This is a genomic window from Methanoculleus sp. UBA430, from assembly GCF_002506585.1.
Classification (GTDB): Archaea; Halobacteriota; Methanomicrobia; order Methanomicrobiales; family Methanoculleaceae; genus Methanoculleus.
The window spans coordinates 61,524-80,891 of the sequence record NZ_DAXW01000010.1 but is presented as its reverse complement, the minus strand read 5'-3'; the positions used below and the strand labels follow the sequence as shown (position 1 = coordinate 80,891).

Below are 19,368 nucleotides of genomic sequence, written 5' to 3'. Positions count from 1 at the left end.
CCACGGTCCACTGTACCGGGCTTTTTCATCGCTCGGGTTACCCGTCGGGAGGACGCTCGTACACAAACCCGGTAGTGCATCCAGACAACGCCGACCCTACCAGACCGGCCCCGCGCGCACGAGCGCCTGAAGGCCCGGTCCATCGCCATTCCCCGGCCCGGCAGAGACGGGAACCGGAGGTGACATACCTTTTTTACGCATCGGAACCGAGATATGGTAGCGAATTATGCGGACCCGGGAGTTCACGCCGGCCGAGACGGCCACTCTCCGGGTTCGTCTGTGCAGAATGGTCAACCTTTTTTGACATCCGGACACCATACCAGAGGAGGAAGAGAAGTCATGTGTATTGCAATGCCCGCTGAGGTGCTGGCAATAAAAGAGGGCAACATCGGCGTCGTCGACTTCGGCGACCTGCAGCAGGAAGTCAGGCTCGACCTCGTCGACGTGAAAATCGGGGAGTTCGTGCTCGTTCACGTCGGGTTCGCCATCCAGCGCCTCAGCAGAGAGGAGGGACTTGAGACCCGCGAGCTCTTCAAGCAGGTCCACGCCGCGGCGATGGAGGAGTGATGCACGAGTACAGCATCGCCTACGACATCTATACGACCGCCCGCCGGGCGGCACTCGAGAACAACGCAAAAGAGGTGAAGTGCATCTCCATCGACGTCGGCAAGATGGCGATGGTGAACCCCGAGCAGGTGGAGTTCCTCTTCAATATCATCATCGAGGACGACCCGCTCTTTTCGGGCGCCCGGCTCTCGTGCAAGGATATCGAGGCACGCACCCGCTGCTCCTGCGGTTATGAGGGGAGCGAGCGGTTTATCTGCCCTCAGTGCGGGAAACTCCCGGAGATCGTTGCAGGAATGGAGATCGTAGTAACAAACATCGAGATAGAAGTGGACGAAGAATGAAAGTCAACCTCATGCACGGTGCCGGCGGCGAGGTGATGGGCGAACTCCTGCGTGTCATCACCAACCTCGAGCACAACAACGCCGGCGGGATAGGCCTTGAGTCGCTCGACGACGGGGCGGTCATCCCCTTGAACGGCCAGAATATCGTTTTTACGACCGACAACCATGTGGTCTCGCCGATCTTCTTCCCCGGCGGGGATATCGGTCGTATCGCCGTCTGCGGGACGATCAACGACCTTGCGATGATGGGCGGGCGGCCGATCGCCCTCTCGTGCGGCATGGTCATCCCCGAAGGCTTCGATGTCGCCGACCTCGAGCGGATCGTCGCGTCGATGGACGCCGCACTCGGCGAATGCGGCGCAAACCTCGTGACGGGAGACACCAAAGTGCTTGAGCGGGGCGCGCTCGATACCATCATCATCAATACCGCCGGGGTCGGCGTCGCCGAACGGGTGGTGCGGGACAACGGGCTTCTCGCCGGCGATGCGATCATCGTCAGCGGCACCATCGGCGACCACGGTATCGCCATCATGGCCCACCGCGAGGGGTTCGACTTCGGCGGCCAGATCCACTCCGACGTCGCCCCTCTCTGGACGCTCGTCGAGCAGGCGCTCGCGGCCGGAGATATCCACGCCATGAAAGACCCGACACGGGGCGGGTTCGCGAACGCCATCAATGAGATGGCGAGAAAGAGCGGCGTCGGCGTCGTCATCGAGGAAGAGGCCCTCCCCTTCCGGACGAGCGTCCGGAGCGCCGCCGGTATGCTCGGCATCGACCCTCTTGAGGTGGCAAACGAGGGCAAAGTCGTCATGGGGGTAGCCCCCGGCGACGCCGAGGCCGTCCTCGCGGCGCTCCGGAAGCACCCCTACGGCCGGGACGCCGCGATCGTCGGCAGAGTCGTCGAAGGCTCTCACGTGATCATGCGGACTGCCATCGGCGGAGAACGGTTCATCGAGCCGCCGATCGGCGATCCGGTCCCGCGCGTCTGCTAGCAAAGAACTGCAACCATCTTTTTGCGCCGCTACCGGTGGGAACCGTGCCTGTGATATACGATCGTCACCACTCTCTGCTCATATGGTGAGGCATAATGCGATGACAGGAGAGGCGGAGATCGAGGTGCGCCTGGTGGATGCCTGGGATGTGGAAATGATCGCAGACCTCTACCGGGCAGGGGGCTGGTGGAACGAGACCTGGGACCCTGCCGGCCTCGGTGCCCTCATCGCCGGGAGTTTCGCCTTTGCCGTCGCCGTCGACCCTGCGGCCGAGAGAGCGGTCGGTATGGGCAGGGTGATCTCGGACGGGGTCTCGGACGGCTACGTCCAGGACCTGGTCGTCCTCCCCGGCTACCGCGGGCAGGGCGTTGGAACGATGATCTTATCAACGCTGCTGGATTACTGTAGATCTGCAGGTGTCACCTGGGTCGCCCTTGTCGCCGAACCCGGGACCGAAGCATTCTATACCGCGCTCGGATTCCGGAGAATGGAGGAGCACATACCCATGCGGTGGTATCCGGAGAATAGGTGAGGCATGCTGAGATTTGCTGACTTCAAACCCGTGGGCCTGGACGATCGCGACCTCTTCGTGGAGCACTATCGGAAGTTCCCCCAGGTGCACAGCGACAATACGTTTGCGAACATGGTCTGCTGGAACCATTACGCGGATTACCGTTTTGCTGAGGTTGAAGGTGCAATCGTCCTCTCAAGCACCATCGAAGGCGCAACGTCGTTCCGTATGCCGATCGGCCCGCAGAACCCGGACGTGCTCCACGACATCATCGATCTCGCGGTGAGGGAGGGCGGTGAGACGCCGCTACGGGTCCTCGACCCGGTAAACGAAGCGTGGATCAGGGAAGTCTACCCGGACCTGCCTCTTCATCCAAACCGTGACTTCTTCGACTACATCTACCGAACTGAAGACCTCGCCGAACTCGCCGGAAAGGGCTACGCCACCATCCGCCGCCAGGTCAATCGGTTTGAACGGGAGCATGCGTATACGGTCGAGGCGATCAGCACGGAGAATATCAACGAGGTCTGGGAGTTCCTGGTTGTCTGGTGCGAATGGCGGGACTGCGACTCCGAGCCCATCCTTGCATACGAGAAAGAGGCCCTTCTTTTTGCAGTGAACAACTTCTTTGCCATCGGCCTTGAAGGATTTATCATCAGGATCGGCGGCACGATCGGGGCAATATCGATTGTCGGGCCGGTCAACCAGGAGATGGCGGTCGTTCACTTCGAGAAGGCGCTTCCCGAGACCTACCGGGATATCTACAAGGTGATCACGACCGGGACGGCGGCCGGGCTCCGGGAACGCTACCGCTACGTCAACCGGGAGTGCGACATGGGCGTGCCCGGTCTCCGTGAGTCAAAGACGCGGTATCACCCCGCCTACATGGTCGAGGTGCAGTACGCGACCCGGGACGACCTGGTGGCGTCTCGATGACGACCGCCGACCTGGTGCTCCGGAACGTGACGCTCCCGACAGGTCGGCGGGCTGATATCGTCATCGCCGGGGGTATCGTCCGGCACGTCGGGGCACCGGTGCGCGCCGACGAGACGATCGACTGTGCCGGGTATACCTGCCTCCCGGGAGCGGTCGACATGCACGTTCACATGCGGGGCGGGGTGCAGGTAGAGAAAGAGGACTGGCACACGGGCACCGTGAGCGCGATCGCCGGCGGGGTGACGGTCGTCGTCGACCAGCCGAACACCGTCCCCCCCATCACCACGCCCGAACTCCTCCGGGCACGTGTCCGCGAGGCGGAGGGGGAGGCCGTCTGCGGGTTTGCGGTGAACGCAGGCGTCTTTCCGGGTGCGGATCTCTCCGGGATGCGGGATGCCGGCGCGATGGCCTTCGGAGAGACCTTCGCTGCGCCGTCGAGTTACGGCGAGGGGCTCGATCCGGAGACTCTCAAGGAGATGTTGACCCGCATCCACGCCCTCGGGGGGCTTGCCACGGTCCACGCCGAGGAGGTCGCCGGAGAGGCGCCGGCGACGCTCGCCGACCACGACCGCGCTCGTTCCGGCGCCGGAGAGGCGCGCGCCGTCCAGGCGGCCGCTGCCCTCGCTCCGGACGGGATGCGGCTCCACTTCTGCCACCTGAGCACCGCCGCCTCGATCCGGGCCGCCCGCGGCACGGTGGAGGCGACGCCGCATCACCTCTTCCTCTCGCACGAGATGTTTGCCGGGGACGATACCCGGGCCCGGGTGAACCCCCCCCTCCGGGACGAAGCGACCCGGCGCGGCCTCTGGTCCTGCTGGGATGAGATCGACGTCGTCGCATCGGACCACGCCCCGCACACGGTTCCAGAGAAGGGCCTGCCGTTTGAGTCCGCTCCCTCCGGTATCCCCGGGGTCGAGACGATGGTGCCGCTCCTGATGGCAGCGGTGCGCCGGAGGCGGATCACCCTCGCCTCGGTGATCGAGAAGACGTCGTGGCGGCCCGCCGCCGTCCTCGGCATCCCCCGCGCAGGGTTTCTCCCCGGCGACCGGGCGGACTATGCCCTCTACCCGGACGAAGTCACCCGCATCGACGCGTCGAGCCTCCACGCTAAGTGCGGCTGGTCGCCGTTCGAGGGGCTCGATGCAGTCTTCCCGGACGAGGTGGTCGTCCGGGGCACGCGGGCCTACGTCTGCGGGGATTACCGGGAGGCGCACCCGGCATGGTACCCCGGGCGAGGATATTTATCCTCGAAACGTGAATAATATCGGGCCGATACAGCGCATCTTTAGGTCCCCGGGTGATCACCTGGCGAGACGCCTGGACATGATCCGCGGGACAACCCAGGTGCGCGACAGGCGCGCCTGGCATATGGGTACGATCGGGTGAGGACCGGCATCAGCCGCCTGTGAGCATCGATCGTTAGTGCCGGGCGACATCCTTTCAGGAGATCTTTTCTTATGGAACCATACGCCGATGCCATTGTCGAGACCGGGAATGGTGTTACCATAGCGCTCGATGTTACGGCCGGCGCGAAAAAGAGGTCGTTTCCGGCCGGCTACAACGAGTGGCGCAAGAGCATTCGCTGTCAGGTCACGGCCCCTGCTGTCGGGGGGAAGGCGAACCGGGCCGTTATCGACCTCGTCGCAGGGACGTTTTGCATACCCCGCACCGATGTGAGCATCATCGCCGGGCACACGTCCTCGTCGAAGACCGTGGCGATCGCCGGTCTGTCGAAACTCGATATCCTGGCACTTCTTTCCCCTCACGAAGCCTGATCCGCTCCGGAGAGGGATACGGCAGGTGCCGGAACCGGGTAATTATCGCAAATAAAATATATAGCGCGCATCATCAAAATCAAAACCATAGAAAGCCTGTTTTTGGATTTTGACTTTGAAAAACCTTATGATCTCGGCGCCATCTGATTTAAGTAATTGCACCTTCGATATATAACTGATTGCCATCCCCGCGCAGGTGACGCCTTGCGCGGGGATGACGATCGGATTTGTACTTCAGGAGGCAGGACTCCATGTATTCACCAGAAACTACAAAATATCTCATCCATCTTACTCTGCAGATCGAGGGGGTGGTCGATAAACCCGACGTCGTGGGCGCTATCTTCGGCCAGACGGAAGGGTTGCTCGGCGAAGACCTTGACCTGCGGGATTTACAGAGGACGGGCCGTGTCGGCAGGATCGACGTCCAGATCACCACAAAGCGAGGAGAGACCAAGGGGGAGATACTCATCTCATCCTCGCTCGACCGGGCGGAGACCGCGCTCCTTGCTTCGTCGCTCGAGACGATCGACCGGGTCGGGCCGTGCACGGCCCGCGTGAAGGTCGACCGTATCGAGGACATCCGGGTAACCAAACGGCGCAAGATCGTCGAGCGCGCAAAAGAACTCCTCCTCGAGGACTTCGATGAAGGAGCCATTAACAGCGACGATCTGCTCGACGAGGTCCGGGAAGTCATCAGGATAGAGAAACTCGAGTATCTCGGAGAGGAGCGGGTTCATGCGGGCCCGAACGTCGTAGCCTCCGATGCCATCATCCTTGTCGAGGGGCGGGCCGACGTGATCAACCTGCTGCGCTACGGGATCAAGAACGCGGTTGCGGTCGAGGGGACCAACGTCCCGCGCGTCATCATCGACCTCTGCTCGCAGAAGACCGCAACGACCCTGCTCGACGGCGACCGGGGCGGCGAACTGATCCTCCGCGAACTCCTCCAGGTCGCCGAGATCGACTTCGTGGCATACAGCCCGCGGGGCAAGAGCGTCGAGGAGATGAGCCGCAAGGAGATCGTCAAGGCGCTCCGGAACAAGGTGCCGGTAGAGGGGATCACCGACCAGATCCCCAACGAGGAAGCGATGGAGCGGTTGCCCCCGCCGGTCAACCACACCGGGGACGAGGAGTTGCCTGAGCAGAGAGACGAGGAGAACCAGAAACCCCCCTCGACGCTCAGCGAGCACATGGCCGGCGTCCGGGACAAAAAGATCGCACGGTTCCTCTCCCCGGACTACGCCGTCCTCCTCGAATCGAGCGCTACCGATCTCGAAGGCGCACTCCAGACCCTGAACGGGGATGTTGAAGGGCTTGTCGTCGATCGTATCATCGACCAGAGACTTCTCGATCAGATCGGGGGAAAGAATCTGGAATTCGTAGCTGCCCGCGACTTTAAAGGGATCATAAAACGCCCCTTCTCCATCAGGCTCATAAAGATAGGATGATGGTTATCCGGTGTGCAAATTTATAAATATTTATCTTCACTATTTTTATCTCTGGGAGAGAATATGCACAAGGAAGAACTAATTGCCTTACACGGGATACTTACGGAGATTAAAGACTTCTTTGAGATGGCAAACCCGGAGTTGAAGTTCTCGCAGTATTATGCGTTAAAGATAGAACCCTCTCAGGTACACAAGAGCAAAATGGAACATAAGTATGCAATATTCGTGCTCGGGACGGAACTTGCAAATGCCATGAGGGACGTGGAGTTCTCGTCATCCGGCCGGATCTCTGCCCGGATGAAGGAACTTGCAGAGAAGACCTTAAAAGAGATCGAGTATCTCCAGTAAACACCTGATATTCGCGTGTCGCCCGCCGATACCTGTCTTGTTGACGGGCAGATACGCTGTCGGTCGAGGGGCCAAAGCCCCATCCCTCCTCTCCTCAGGCACGCATCTCGCGCTCACGCTCGATGAGGTATGCAGCCAGCAGGTTCGGGATCGGTGCCGCCATGCAGTGCCAGTTCGGCGTCCCGTTCACTTCAAGAACCGTATACCCGTCCCTATCCCGGAGGAGATCGACACCGCAGTAGTCGATCCCGATCGCCGACGCCGATGCCTCGGCGATGGCGCGCATCTCCTCGTCGATCGGGACCGGCATGCCGGTCCCGCCCTGGTGAATGTTGTGCATCAGGCCCTCAGAGACCCGGGTTATCGCGCCGACGGCCTCTCCGCCGAGGACAAAGACGCGGAAGTCCCGGTCGTTCTTGACGTACTCCTGCAGGTACCAGGGTCCCGGCCCGAGGTCGTCCGGGTCCGTCACCAGCCGGATGCCGTTTCCGTCATACCCGTAGAGCGGCTTATAGACGATCTTGCCGTGCCGGAGCAGGAAATCCCGGGCCTGCGTCTCCGAGCGTATGTAGGCCGTCTCCGGTGTCCGCACCCCGTTCTGCAGCAGGAGGGCCGACGTCATCGCTTTCGATGCACAGTCAACGATACTCCGGGGTGTGTTGATCACCCGGTTATGGAGCGAGAGCACACTCAGGGTCTCGAACTGGTGCCCGTCCTGTCGGATCCCGCAGACCCAGATGAGCTCGTTCTCAAGCCCGGAGTTGAGGGGGTCGATCGTGCTGAGGTCAAGGACCCGGTATCGGGCATCGGCTCTCTTCAGTTCCTGTATAACGGCGCCGGTCGAGTTATCGTCCGGCGTATCGGTCGGTTTAGGTACGATATGGATCATGCGCCTCACGTCCCGCTCCCGGGACTAACGGTTTATCTTCGCGTTACAGTACCCTTTTGTATCTCGCCGGATATAATCGATGGGGAAGAAGAATACCATGCAGAAAAACCGGATCGGCATCATCGGGTGCGGGAATCCCCTCATGGGAAATGACGGGGCGGGGATCCTGGTGATGCAACGCTTCGAAGGGAGGTATCCCGCCGTCGACTGCATCGACGGCGGCACCGGGGGTTTGGGCCTGATCCCGCTGATGGAGGCGTATGAGAAGGTGGTGATCGTCGATGCAATGGTGGGCGTCGGCGACCGTATCGGCGAGGTCCTCACGTTAGAAGCACCGCCTTCCCCGGATCTCCCTCTATGCGCACTCCACGACATCGGGATCGGGGAGGTGGTGACGATAGCCCGGGAACTCGGATACGTCGGGGAGGTGGTGACCGTCGGCATCGAGGCGGGGGAGATCCGGGCGTTCAGCCGGATGGTGGACCCGGCGATCGAAGAAGGGATCCGGGTTGCCGAGAGAGAGATCGAGGGAATCCTCCGGAGATGGACCCGCGAGGCTGGTGGTGTTTTCACAGGTACGTAGATGAGGCGTACAGGTATCCCTGCACCGCGTTCCATTCCAAAGGTATAAATAGTAAGGTTTATCTCATACCACTGAGTTGAAGGAGTCTGTATGCAACTGCCACGAGGTCGATTTCATCGCCTTTTTAAGTCCACGACAATTCGTGCCTTGATAGGGGAGATGGGATCGACACGGTTCACCGGGATCTGCACGATCATTCTTGGCAGTGAGCGTGCCACCCTGGTGCTGAACGAGGGTCTGGTGGTGCTTGCCGAATATGGGGGCATAAACGGGCAGCACGCACTGGATGCAGTGTTGAAGGGCGAAGAGAGCGAAGCGGCAGCAGAGTTGAATCTCCTGACATCTGAGCAGTTACAGCTCGCCCTGGAGTTCAACCGGCCGTTCGCCATCGCTGAACCCCGGATGGGAGACCAGAGAAGAACGTCGCCAGCGAAGGCTGCCCCGGGAAGGGCGAGACCGCCCGCCGGGTCGAAGAGAACCGGTGCGGCACCCTTGCCGGAGCACCGTCCGGGACCGTCCGCGGAGGGGCACCGGATCCCCATGCCGGGAGTGAGACTCGTGCAGGAGACGGCCACGGTCTTTCCACCCGAAAGCGATGAGATCGACACGCTCGTCCGGAACATGGAGGATATGGACGTTGAGCAGCTCGTCAATGATTTCAGGGTGAATTGCAAGGATATGCTCCGGAGAATTCACCTCGATCACCTCATCCAGGACGAAGATACGTAACAGGAGCTGATAACTGAATGGAATTAACAGGCATCGTCGAGGTTCTCCTCGGTATCATCACGGTGACGGTAATAGCCGGTTTCGCCGGCGTTCTGTACTTCCTCTCGAAGATCGACCGGGCACTCGCCCGGCAGCAGCCCGGGGGTACCGGCAGTTTCCCGGAGTCTCCGGGGGAGCCGGGCCCCGTCGGGCCCGCGAGGCCCCGGACAGCGCTCAATCTTCAAGCAACCGGGAGCCTTGAAGAATCCCTGGGCGCAATAGGCCAGAAGTACAGCCTTGCGTCCTTCACGCTCGCGACCGCAGACGGCCTCCTGATCGGCTCGACACGGCCCGGCAGCGAGGACGAGGCAGCCCGGTACAGTTTCCTCTACACCCAGGGAAGGCTGCAGGACGAGACCGGAGCAGAACTCCTGGGCATCCCCTATCGCGGGGAGACGGTGGTCGGCATCGCCCGCCCCTCAGAGCCCCTCTCCGCCGAAGAGATGAGCGCACTCGAAGAGGATACCCGGGATGCCCTGCGGCACTGGGTGTGAGGCCGATGAGCCAGAGCGTGTAACGAGTGATTCCATGGTAAAAGTGTATACAATTGCGTCCGGGAAAGGCGGTACCGGCAAAACGACGGTCACAGCCAACCTGGGGCCGATGCTGGCCCGGTACGGAAAGAAGACATGCATCCTGGATGCCGACGTCGGAATGGCAAATCTCGGCCTCATTTTAGGGCTTGAGGACCTGCCGGTGACCCTGCACGAGGTGCTGGCAGGCAAAGCGCGCGTCAGGGACGCCACCTACGATGGGCCGTTCGGCGTGAAGGTGGTCCCGTGCGGGCTCTCCCTGCAGGGCTTCCAGCAGTCGAACCCGGACCGGTTAAAAGATGTCATGACCGATCTCGTCAGTGAGTTCGACGTCCTGATCCTGGATGCTCCTGCGGGGATCAGCAGGGACGGGGTCATTCCGCTGACCATCGCCGACGGGGTGATTCTCGTCGTAAACCCCGAGATCTCCTCGATCGTCGATGCCATAAAGACGAAGATCCTGACCGAGACCGTCGGCGGGCACGTCGAAGGGGCGATCATCAACCGGGTTGTCGGCAGCGGGGACGAATTCAACCGCGCCCAGATGGAGAAACTCCTCGGCGTTCGGGTGCTCGGAATCATACCGGAAGACCCGAACGTGCGGCGGGCATCGGCCGGCAGGTCGCCCATCGTGGTGAAGTACCCGATGTCCGAGGCATCAAAGGCCTTCAAGCGCCTCTCCGCCGACATAGGCGGTATCGAGTACGTCGAGGATGCGGCGCCGGTCGTGCGGGAAGGGTTCGTCGATCGGCTGGCCCGTGCCCTCTTCCGGGCGAAGGCATAACGATTGAGGGTTACCCTCACCACCGCCATTTTTGTTGGTCGTTTGCGGTCCGCGGCATCCCGGCGCACGGGGTGTCGGCAGCTCCATGCGGCGAAGGTTCGAGGTCACCGACGCCCGGGGACCCCCCGTCCGGGCCTGCATGAAGCGCCGGGAACCCCGGATGGGTAAAACGCCCTGTTTTTCTGCCTTTTCTCTGCTGTAGATAAGAGGAGGCGGGCTGTTTACCCTAAGGCTCCCGTGAGCCCACGATCGGCCCGAAGATACCATGAAGATGAATAAAATCCCCTGGTTTCTGACTATAGAGGAAATATTCCGGCGAATCAACTATATATAATTATATTTTAATAGCAGGAGGTGGTAATCACATCCAGAGGCTCATAATGGATATACGTGTGGATAAGGACGCGTGCGTCGGGTGCGGCCTCTGCGTCAAAGACTGCCCGATGCACGTGTACGAACTCCAGGAAAAGGTGAGTGTACCGGTCAGGCCGAATAACTGCATGGGGTGCCTGTCCTGTCACGAGATCTGCCCGGCCCAGGCACTCGAGCACCGCGGCATCTACGCAGCGAAGAGGCATTACATCGACATCAAAGTCTGTGAGATGCTCCGGAAGGTGGTCTGATGAGCGCGGGCTATATCGATGAGTTGCACGAGGCGTTCCACTCCGATCTCGTCTACCGTCCCGAGGAGATCCCTCTCGAATGTTCGCCGCGGCCAAAGGAGATGGAACAGACGCTCCACGGCGTGATGAAACTCAACGGACTCGTTATCAGGTCGCTTGAAGAGATCGCAGGCAGGGGGGCAAACGCTGTCACCTACCGCGCCGGGAAGAAGTTCGGGCACGAGGTCGCCAAATACTTCCAGAAACGCGAGGACGTGGAGGGGGCGCTCCACGAACTCTCCGATCTGCTTCGCGGCCAGTACTCGTTCGAGGTCTGGAAACCCGAGGACAAGGAGACGTTCATCATCGAGGAGAACGGCGAGACCTTCATCTACCTCGTCTTCCACGACTGCATCGTCCGCCAGACGCTCCGGCGCAACGGTCTCGACCAGGGCGGCCCGCTCTGCCAGACACTCTTCGGCTACGTCGTGGGCGCAATCGAGGAGATCACCGGCAGAAAAGCCAAACTGGAGATCGTCCATACCGGCCCGAACGCCTGCTTGAAGAAACTGGTTCTGAAATGAGGCGGAATGATGAAGATCGCTATTGAGGAACTGGCAGGGTGTTCGGGGTGTACGATCGCGGTGCTCGATCTCCACGAGATGCTCCTCGACGTTGTCGCGGGGGCGGATATCGTCTACTCGCCCGTGATCATGGACGTAAAGGAACCCCCGGAAGGGATCGATATCGCGTTCGTGACGGGAGCGGTCCGGAACGTTGAGAACCAGGAGCGGCTCGAGAAGATCCGGAAACGGTCAAAGACGCTTGTGGCACTCGGGACCTGCGCCTGTTACGGGGGGATATCGGGCCTCTCGATGCTGAACTCGAACGCCGACCTCTTCTCGTGCGTCTACCGGGAGGTGGAGACGACGAAGCCCGACGGCGTCATCCCGACGGATGTGCCTCCGTTCCTCTACCGGGCGTTCGCGGTGGGCGACCTCGTCAAGGTCGATTATTACGTCACGGGCTGCCCGCCCAAAGAGGCGTTCCTGAAGAAGATCATCCCGGCTATGATCGCGGGAAACACCCTCGAACTCTCGCGAAAATCCGTCTGTTCGGAGTGCGACAGGACCATGGGCCCGGTCGAGAACTGGACGCTCTCGCGGCGGCACGAGGGGGTTCCCGACCGCGAGCACTGCCTGCTCGGGCAGGGCTACCTCTGTCTCGGGAGCGTCACCTTCGGGAGGTGTTCTGCGACCTGCCCGAAGAACGGCATCCCGTGCCACGGGTGCAACGGGCCGTCGCTCGACATCCTCCGCGAGCCCTGCCGGGACATCCACGGCATGATGGTCCGGAGGATCTCGGACCTCACCGATAAACCGGCAAAAGAGGTGGAGAAGGAACTCTACGACGTCGCCCACACGATGTATGCCTTCACCATCGGGAGCCTGATCATGGAGGATAAGGAGACATCAAAGATCCGGGACCTCGTCAAGGAGAGGAGCAGATGAAGGAGATCACGATCAGCCCGGTCACGAGGATTGAGGGCCATGCCGGCGTCAGGATCTTCCTCGACGACCGGGGTGCGGTCGACTCGGCCCACTTCCAGGTCGTCGAACTGAGAGGGTTTGAGAAGTTTCTCGTCGGGGCGGCGATCGAGGAGGCCCCCCGGATCACGCCCCGCATCTGCGGGATATGCCCCTCGGCACACCACCTGGCGGCGGCGAAGGCGACCGACCGGATCTTCGGCGTCGAACCGCCCGCGACCGGAAAGAAACTCAGGGAGCTCCTCAACATCGGTCAGTTCGTCCACTCTCACGCCCTTCACTTCTTCATGCTCGCGGCCCCCGACTTCATCCTGGGCCACGACGCGCCGGCAGGCGAGCGAAACGTCATCGGGCTTGCCCGCCACTCGCCCGAGATCGCAAAGAAAGCCATCACGGTCCGGAAGTTCGGCCAGCGCCTGACGGAAGCGGTCGGCGGCAAACCGATCCACCCGGCAAACGCTCTGCCGGGAGGGATGTCGGCGCCGCTCACGGAAGGGAAGCGGGCCGAACTCGCCGTTATGGCAGACGAGGCGCTCACCATCGCCCGTGAAGGATGGGATATTGCACGCAACCTCCTTGACGGCGTCGATACCGATATCGGGGCCGTCAAGACGGCGTTCATGGGTATGACCAATCACGGGCTCTACACGACCTGCGACGGACCGGTTGCGATGCTCGACCCGGACGGGGGCAGGATCGGTTCGTTCTCCGGCGCCGAGTACACGAACTTCATCGAGGAGTACTCGGAGGACTGGTCCTACCTGAAGTTCGCCCGGTTCAAGGGCGGAGACTACTACCGGGTCGGGCCGCTCGCCCGGCTCAACATCGTGGAGAGGATGGGGACAGAGCATGCCGACGCTGCTCTCGCGGAGTACCGCGAGCGGTTCGGCACCGTCTCTCAGGCAGCGCTTGCCTACCACCTGGCGCGCTACATCGAGTTCATCGCCTCGTGCGAGCGGGCGGTGAACCTGCTCTCGGACCCCGGCATCACCGGGTCCGATGTACGGACCCCGGTCGGAAAGGTTGTAAACCGGCGAGGCGTCGGCATCATCGAGGCTCCCCGGGGGACCCTGATCCACGACTACACCGTCAACGAGGCCGGCCTCATCGAGCGGTGCAACCTGATCGTGGCGACCTGCCAGAACAACTACGCGATCGACCGGGGCGTGGAAGATATGGCGCGCCGGGTGGTGGAGAACGGGGCGTTGACCGAAGGGGCGGCAAACCGCATCGAGATGATCATCAGGGCATACGATCCCTGTATATCGTGCGCAACACACGCGATCGGCCGGATGCCCCTCCGGATCGAGTGCGTCAGACGAACGTGAGGCGATGGAGATGTTGAAACAGATTCTTGGGGAATTCCTGAAACTTGACGGGGTTACCGCCGCAGTCGTGGCGGGACGGGACGGCTTTGTGATCGAGAGCGTCGTTGCCGGAGACATCGACGTCGAGGCCCTGGGCGCCATGGCCTCGACCGGCATGGGTACGTCTGAAGCGATGAGCAACGAACTCGGCAAGGGAGAGATGTACCAGATGCTCGTCGAACTGGAGAACGGGCCCATCCTGCTCTCCCCGCTCTCGGAGGACGAGCTGATCGCCATCGTGGCGAACGCGAACGTCAACGTCGGGCGGATCCGGTACGAACTGAAGAAGAACAGGGATAGGATAACTGCTGCTCTGTGAGACGATGCTCCCGAACGGCGTCTCACTCGGGCGAATGCAGGGGCCTCTTGCGGCTCTTGCTTCAATCAGCCCTCATTTCACGGGAGCGGTGCGTATCGGCGGCACGGAAGGGACCGGTTTTGTTCTGGTCCAGGGCGGGACCCCATGTGCAGCCGCGTTCGAGAATGCCGGCGAAGACCTGCTGCTCAGCGGGGATAAGGCCTACAGCCACCTGCTCGGCCTGCCGTCGCTTACCTACGAACTCATCGCGTATACCGCCGAAGAGACCGAGGCGGCCCGGGACACCTCTCGTGAGATGGGGTGCCTGGTCAGCAAGGACGGTGCAAGACCCACCCCCCCGAACGGATCGGGTAGTGTGGACGGTCTTGAACAGGTCGCACGGCAGCCGGGCGTCATTGCCGTCTCGGTCTTCCACGAAGGGTTTGCCCTCCAGTCGCTCGGCACCGCGGACTTCGAGCAGGTGGCCGCGATCGCCGAAGACCTGCTCCGCGCCGGAACTCGTATCACCGCCGATATGGCGATGGGAGACCTCTCGCAGATGATCCTTGAGACCCCGGCAGGGAAACTGATCATCGCGCCCCACGGGGACCTCTCCCTCTGCATACTCGCAAAGCCCGACGCCAACCTCGGCCTGATCCGGCTTTCGATACGGGGCATGCAGGACGGGCCCGCCTGAGCGGCGCTGTACCGGGTCCGGCAGTCTCTTTTGCCATGCCCGGGGGCAGCCCCTGATCCCTTTTCCGACGCGGATCCATACGCCCCACCATCACAAACCCACACATTAATACATCTGGAATATGACGGAGGGTACATGCACCTCATCTTCACAACAGGGTCCCGGCAGACGGTATCCAGACCCTACCGGAGATCCAGGGAGCCCCGCTCCCGGGTGGTCGGATGAACTACTACCCCGTCCACTCCGGATACCCTTCGTATGCCACCGTGAACGCGGCAATCGAGGCTGTTTTTGTCGAACACGCACGAGGGAACGTCCAGATGCCGCCAAAGGTCTACGTGACGTTTGTCAAGACAGGAGACTTCCGGACGATGCCTGCCTACCTCCCGGCACTCGGGATCGCCGGGGTGAAGATCGTCAACGTCCACCCGCAGAACCGGGAGCACGGCCTCCCGACCGTCATGGCGCTCACGGTGCTCATCGATGTGATGACGGGCCTGCCGAAGGCTATCATTAACGCCACTGAACTTACGGCGATGCGCACCGGCGCGGCGGGTGCCGTCGCGGCAAAGCACCTCGCAACCCGGCACTCCGTCACCCTCGGCGTCATAGGGACCGGCCGGCAGGCAGAGGCGCTCGTGGAGGCGACAGCGGCGGCGCTCACGATTGAGGAGATCCGGGCCTGGAGCAGGACCGAGAAGAGCGCGGAAGCGTTTACGGCGCGCTACGCCGACTACAACGCCCGGAGCGCCTCGATCGAACGGGCCTGCGATTGTGACGTCCTGCTCACGACGACGCCGTCGAAAAGACCCCTTGTGATGGCAGACTGGGTCCACGACGGGACGCACATCAACGCTATCGGCGCAGACGCTCCGGGGAAGCAGGAACTGGACCCCGCACTCCTGCTGAAGGCGGAGGTCTTCGTCGACGATCCCGGGCAGGCGGTCCATTCGGGTGAGGTGAACGTCCCGATAAGTGCCGGCGTCTACGAGCCCGCCCTGATTGCAGGAACCCTCGGCGAGGTCGTCATCGGGAAGAAGGGACGATCGTCTCCCGACGCCATCACGGTCTTCGATTCCACCGGGCTTGCCATACAGGATCTCGCCATCGCCACCCTGGTTGTGCAGGAAGGGGACGGATACGAACTGCCGTTCCCCTGACGCTTGCACGAGGCCGGGTGATGGGGTGTCCATCTGTATGAATGAAGATGACCCCCCTTTGCCGGGCTTGCCCCCCAGCGCATAGCGGACGAGATCCGCCCGGCCCTCCTCGCCACGCTGGAAGGGGGCAGTGCGTGGCGATAGCCGGTGGGAAAAACATGCTTCGGGGCGCATACATCACATTTCCCAGTATCTCCCCGTGCAGTGGACCGTGAGGGTATCGCCTCTGGGGGAGGGGCCGACGGGGAGGGGGGAGCATCCCCCCTTCCCTGTCTCTACCCCGTAAAGAATATCTGTAACCCCCACCCCGCCCGGCCTCCGGCCTCCTCGCTCGCACCTGCGGTGCTCATGCTCTGGCCCTACGGCCCATCGCACCTCGCCCCGTGGGGGCGGGGGCAGTGCGTGGCGATAGTCCCACGGTCCACCGGTCCGGTGCGAGTGGTGACGGCGCAGAGCACACCTGGCCGAAGGCGTAACATTCCTGAGAACGATTGCCCGTAGGACGCGACGGTTCGCTAGAACTGGAGCGTGAGCACCGAAGAAAAGCCGCCGGGAAGGGAGTTACTCGTCCCTCCCGGCTCCGTATGGGGCAAGCGGTTACTCGTCCTTCTCCGGCTGCGCGAATGCTTTCCAGACTTGCTCCCGGTAGACGGGGCCGCTGTTGTAGGTGCAGAACGGGATAACGCGGCCGTCCGGGGTCGCGTAGTGGATGCAGCACCTCTGCACCCGGTCAAGGTCGTAGTTGTAGGAGTCCATGAAGTGCATCGTGCCGATGAAGAGGGCGTTCCAGTGGAACTCGCGCAGCGCCTCGAAATCCTGCATGATCAGGGCTTTTCCAATCAGTTTTGTGAACTCTGCGGTGTTCTTCTGCTCTGCTTTCCTTGTGGAGGTATAGAGGTCCTTGACCCCCTCGACGAGGGTCATATACTTGTTGAGCGACCCGCCTTTCGCGAGTTTCGTCGCCATCTTCTCGATCGACTCAAAGAAGGTGTCGACATCAACCATCTTGTTGACCGGGACCATCCCCTCATCGGTGACGAAGACGTAGGTCGCCGCACCGCAATGCTGGTGCGTGGTGAACCTGATCTGGGCTTTGCCCGTATATGCCTCGACCAGTCTCGAGATCGGGACGACGCAGGGCACGGGGTAGAAGTAGTCTTTCTTGATAACACCGTCCGTCTGCTCCTCGATTCGCTGTGCAAGTTCCGGGATGGTGATCCGCTCTTTCCTCACATCGTCCTCGCTTGCAGCCCCCGTGAACGCCACGGGCTGGAAGTTGACGCCCCGGATGGTCTTGATATGCTCTGCGGCATACCTGACGATGGCGCCCACCTCGTGGTCGTTCCTGCCCTTGATGACCGTGGGCACCAGCACCACCCCAAGACCGATCTTCTCGCAGTTCTCTATGGCCCGCCGGTCGCTCGCGAGTTTTGCGTTGGTCTCGCGCGTTATGCCGTCGAAGTGCAGGTAGACGGTGGAGAGCCCCGCCTCCTTCAGTTGCAGGGCGTAATCAGGCTCCTGCGCGATCCTGATGCCGTTTGTTGCGACCTGCACCTGGGACATCCCGAGTTCTTTCGCTTTCCTGACGATCTCCGGGAGATCGTCGCGCATCGTCGGTTCACCGCCCGAAAACTGGACGGCGGGCGTCGGTACGGGTTTCTCCTCGCGCAACATGGAGAGCATCCCGACAACCTGGTCGAAGGTCGGTTCGTAGACGTAACCGCATGCCCGGGCGTTTGCAAAGCAGAAATCACAGTTGAGATTACACCGGTTCGTCAGGTCGATATTGGCAAGCAACGTCGTCGACCGGTGGTTCTCACAGACACCGCAGTCATTCGGGCACCCCGCCGGAGAAATGGTCTTCTGAGGGTTTGATATTCCTTTTCCGATGCTCTCGTAGGCATCGAACCTCCGGTACATCTCCGCGTCCGACCAGTAGAGAGCCCGGTACACGCCGTGCTCAGGGCAGGTACGGACCAGCCAGACCTCCCCCTCTTCCTCAACGATATCAGCGTCGAGTACACGCCCGCACGTTGGACAGAGGCTTTTTGTCTTTTTTATCAGCATTCTCTCACCGTGCCCATCGTTCATTCGTATCTCATATTTCGACACGTTAATCTTTATAATTACTGATTGTACTGGGTATTGACGTTCATCGATGCGAACATCGGACTCTGGCTCGTCTCCGCGCTCGCCGCGCTCTGGATCATGATTCCGGCATACGTGCCGAACTCAGCGGCTGCAGTCTTCGGCGGCGGGACACCCATCGACTTCGGAAAGAGATTCCGGGACGGGCGACGGATCTTTGGCGACGGCAAGACCTACCGGGGGTTCTTCGGCGGCGTCCTCTGCGGCGTACTCGCGGGTCTCATCGAGATCTGGGTCTCCTCCTCGTTTGGCCTGACCGGACTCCCTCATCAGACGTTCCTCTCGGTGACGCTCCTCGCGACGGGCGCGCTCCTCGGTGACCTCACGAAGAGCTTCCTGAAACGGAGGCTGGGCAAGGATCGGGGCGAATCCTGGCCCCTTGCCGACCAATACGATCTGGTTATCGGTGCCTTCCTGATCATCCTCCTGATTGACTCCAGGTGGTTGTTTGAGAACATTACCTTACCCATTGCGATCTGGATCGTCATCATGACCCCCCTTCTCCACCGAATAGTGAACATTATCGGGTATTACATCGGAGTAAAAGAGGTACCATGGTGAACCCAATCACGACACTGTTGCTTGAAAGCGGGGCTATCGAGTTCGGGGACTTTCTCCTCGCCTCGGGAGCCCGGAGCTCCTACTACATCGACATAAAGGCTGCAACAACGAACCCCACCATCCTTGCGGCAATCGGGAACGCCATTGCCGGCTGCCAGGAGTTCGAGATGGTGGCCGGGGTGGCGGTCGGCGCCGTACCGATCGCCGTCGCCGTCTCGCTTGCGAGCGGCCGGCCGTATGCCATCATCAGAAAGGCAGAGAAAGACCACGGCAAAGCCGGGGCGATCATCGGTGATGTGAGCGGCAAGAACGTGCTGCTGGTCGAGGACGTGACCACCTCCGGGGGAAGCGCTCTCTACGGCATTTCAGCACTGCGTGCCGCGGGTGCGCACGTCGACCGGGTCGTGACCGTCGTTGACCGCGAGGCTGGCGCCCGGGAGGCGCTTGCAGAAAAAGGTGCGTCACTTCTTGCGCTTGTGCGGGTCAGTGAGCTTCTGGACGGATAAACATTTT

At 61.5% G+C, this 19,368-nt stretch carries 24 protein-coding genes; 22 read left to right on the top strand and 2 right to left on the bottom strand.

The features are described from left to right. The first annotated feature begins 339 nt into the window (after positions 1-339). The 9 genes from BRA49_RS09160 to BRA49_RS09120 all read left to right on the top strand — a co-directional run bounded on the left by BRA49_RS09160 (position 340) and on the right by BRA49_RS09120 (position 6,918). Complete coding sequence (locus tag BRA49_RS09160) at positions 340-567, top strand: HypC/HybG/HupF family hydrogenase formation chaperone (protein ID WP_292385405.1); 228 nt, start codon at positions 340-342, stop codon at positions 565-567. Then, a complete protein-coding gene (locus BRA49_RS09155; RefSeq protein ID WP_292385403.1) occupies positions 567-908 on the top strand; it encodes a hydrogenase maturation nickel metallochaperone HypA in 342 nt (113 codons plus the stop codon). The genes BRA49_RS09160 and BRA49_RS09155 overlap by 1 nt, the downstream gene beginning before the upstream one ends. Beyond that, positions 905-1,900 (top strand): hydrogenase expression/formation protein HypE, encoded by a 996-nt coding sequence (hypE, locus tag BRA49_RS09150; RefSeq protein WP_292385402.1) that lies wholly within the window; start codon positions 905-907, stop codon positions 1,898-1,900. Before BRA49_RS09155 ends, hypE begins: the two co-directional genes overlap by 4 nt. Before the next feature lie 100 nt (positions 1,901-2,000). Further along, positions 2,001-2,432, top strand: coding sequence for a GNAT family N-acetyltransferase (locus BRA49_RS09145; protein WP_292385401.1), 432 nt, complete (start codon positions 2,001-2,003; stop codon positions 2,430-2,432). A gap of 3 nt (positions 2,433-2,435) precedes the next feature. Continuing rightward, positions 2,436-3,347: a DUF2156 domain-containing protein gene (locus tag BRA49_RS09140; RefSeq protein WP_292385399.1), complete on the top strand. Its 912-nt coding sequence runs from the start codon at positions 2,436-2,438 to the stop codon at positions 3,345-3,347. After that, positions 3,344-4,609: a dihydroorotase gene (locus tag BRA49_RS09135; protein ID WP_292385397.1), complete on the top strand. Its 1,266-nt coding sequence runs from the start codon at positions 3,344-3,346 to the stop codon at positions 4,607-4,609. The genes BRA49_RS09140 and BRA49_RS09135 overlap by 4 nt, the downstream gene beginning before the upstream one ends. A gap of 195 nt (positions 4,610-4,804) precedes the next feature. Next, positions 4,805-5,122, top strand: coding sequence for a DUF167 domain-containing protein (locus tag BRA49_RS09130; protein ID WP_292385395.1), 318 nt, complete (start codon positions 4,805-4,807; stop codon positions 5,120-5,122). Positions 5,123-5,373: 251 nt separating this feature from the next. Then, complete coding sequence (dnaG, locus tag BRA49_RS09125) at positions 5,374-6,570, top strand: DNA primase DnaG (RefSeq protein ID WP_292385393.1); 1,197 nt, start codon at positions 5,374-5,376, stop codon at positions 6,568-6,570. Between the two features lie 63 nt (positions 6,571-6,633). After that, positions 6,634-6,918, top strand: coding sequence for a UPF0058 family protein (locus BRA49_RS09120; protein ID WP_292385392.1), 285 nt, complete (start codon positions 6,634-6,636; stop codon positions 6,916-6,918). Positions 6,919-7,012: 94 nt separating this feature from the next. On the opposite strand, the gene BRA49_RS09115 is transcribed toward BRA49_RS09120, so the two are convergent. After that, positions 7,013-7,807 carry an ATP-grasp domain-containing protein gene (locus tag BRA49_RS09115; protein ID WP_292385390.1) on the bottom strand — a complete coding sequence of 265 codons (795 nt, stop codon included), beginning with the start codon at positions 7,805-7,807 and terminating at the stop codon, positions 7,013-7,015. A 97-nt stretch (positions 7,808-7,904) separates the two neighbouring features. On the opposite strand from BRA49_RS09115, the gene BRA49_RS09110 reads away from it, so the two are divergent. The 11 genes from BRA49_RS09110 to BRA49_RS09060 all read left to right on the top strand — a co-directional run bounded on the left by BRA49_RS09110 (position 7,905) and on the right by BRA49_RS09060 (position 16,146). Further along, the gene (locus tag BRA49_RS09110) at positions 7,905-8,390 is read left to right on the top strand and encodes a hydrogenase maturation protease (RefSeq protein WP_292385388.1); all 486 of its coding nucleotides are present in this window, start codon (positions 7,905-7,907) and stop codon (positions 8,388-8,390) included. 159 nt (positions 8,391-8,549) lie between these two features. Next, positions 8,550-9,119: a hypothetical protein gene (locus BRA49_RS09105; RefSeq protein WP_292385386.1), complete on the top strand. Its 570-nt coding sequence runs from the start codon at positions 8,550-8,552 to the stop codon at positions 9,117-9,119. 17 nt (positions 9,120-9,136) lie between these two features. After that, a complete protein-coding gene (locus tag BRA49_RS09100) occupies positions 9,137-9,652 on the top strand; it encodes a hypothetical protein (protein ID WP_292385384.1) in 516 nt (171 codons plus the stop codon). A gap of 34 nt (positions 9,653-9,686) precedes the next feature. Next, positions 9,687-10,475, top strand: coding sequence for a cell division ATPase MinD (gene minD, locus BRA49_RS09095; RefSeq protein WP_292385382.1), 789 nt, complete (start codon positions 9,687-9,689; stop codon positions 10,473-10,475). A gap of 392 nt (positions 10,476-10,867) precedes the next feature. Further along, positions 10,868-11,098 carry a 4Fe-4S dicluster domain-containing protein gene (locus BRA49_RS09090; RefSeq protein WP_292385380.1) on the top strand — a complete coding sequence of 77 codons (231 nt, stop codon included), beginning with the start codon at positions 10,868-10,870 and terminating at the stop codon, positions 11,096-11,098. Then, positions 11,098-11,661 carry a hydrocarbon binding protein (contains V4R domain) gene (locus tag BRA49_RS09085; RefSeq protein ID WP_292385378.1) on the top strand — a complete coding sequence of 188 codons (564 nt, stop codon included), beginning with the start codon at positions 11,098-11,100 and terminating at the stop codon, positions 11,659-11,661. The genes BRA49_RS09090 and BRA49_RS09085 overlap by 1 nt, the downstream gene beginning before the upstream one ends. A gap of 9 nt (positions 11,662-11,670) precedes the next feature. Next, positions 11,671-12,588, top strand: coding sequence for a F420-nonreducing hydrogenase (locus BRA49_RS09080; RefSeq protein WP_292385375.1), 918 nt, complete (start codon positions 11,671-11,673; stop codon positions 12,586-12,588). Continuing rightward, positions 12,585-13,952, top strand: a complete 1,368-nt coding sequence (locus BRA49_RS09075; protein WP_292385373.1) for a Ni/Fe hydrogenase subunit alpha — start codon at positions 12,585-12,587, stop codon at positions 13,950-13,952. Before BRA49_RS09080 ends, BRA49_RS09075 begins: the two co-directional genes overlap by 4 nt. A gap of 10 nt (positions 13,953-13,962) precedes the next feature. Then, a complete protein-coding gene (locus BRA49_RS09070) occupies positions 13,963-14,310 on the top strand; it encodes a roadblock/LC7 domain-containing protein (RefSeq protein ID WP_292385371.1) in 348 nt (115 codons plus the stop codon). 4 nt (positions 14,311-14,314) lie between these two features. Continuing rightward, the gene (locus BRA49_RS09065; protein WP_292385369.1) at positions 14,315-14,986 is read left to right on the top strand and encodes a roadblock/LC7 domain-containing protein; all 672 of its coding nucleotides are present in this window, start codon (positions 14,315-14,317) and stop codon (positions 14,984-14,986) included. Between the two features lie 221 nt (positions 14,987-15,207). Beyond that, positions 15,208-16,146: an ornithine cyclodeaminase family protein gene (locus BRA49_RS09060; protein ID WP_292385367.1), complete on the top strand. Its 939-nt coding sequence runs from the start codon at positions 15,208-15,210 to the stop codon at positions 16,144-16,146. 597 nt (positions 16,147-16,743) lie between these two features. On the opposite strand, the gene tes is transcribed toward BRA49_RS09060, so the two are convergent. Continuing rightward, positions 16,744-18,213, bottom strand: coding sequence for a tetraether lipid synthase Tes (gene tes / locus BRA49_RS09055; RefSeq protein ID WP_292385365.1), 1,470 nt, complete (start codon positions 18,211-18,213; stop codon positions 16,744-16,746). Between the two features lie 141 nt (positions 18,214-18,354). Here tes and BRA49_RS09050 point away from each other — a divergent pair, with 141 nt between their 5' ends. Together BRA49_RS09050 and pyrE are read left to right on the top strand one after the other, a co-directional pair. Further along, positions 18,355-18,855 carry a CDP-2,3-bis-(O-geranylgeranyl)-sn-glycerol synthase gene (locus BRA49_RS09050; protein WP_292385418.1) on the top strand — a complete coding sequence of 167 codons (501 nt, stop codon included), beginning with the start codon at positions 18,355-18,357 and terminating at the stop codon, positions 18,853-18,855. Next, a complete protein-coding gene (gene pyrE / locus BRA49_RS09045; RefSeq protein ID WP_292385362.1) occupies positions 18,849-19,361 on the top strand; it encodes an orotate phosphoribosyltransferase in 513 nt (170 codons plus the stop codon). The genes BRA49_RS09050 and pyrE overlap by 7 nt, the downstream gene beginning before the upstream one ends. Positions 19,362-19,368 lie beyond the last annotated feature (7 nt).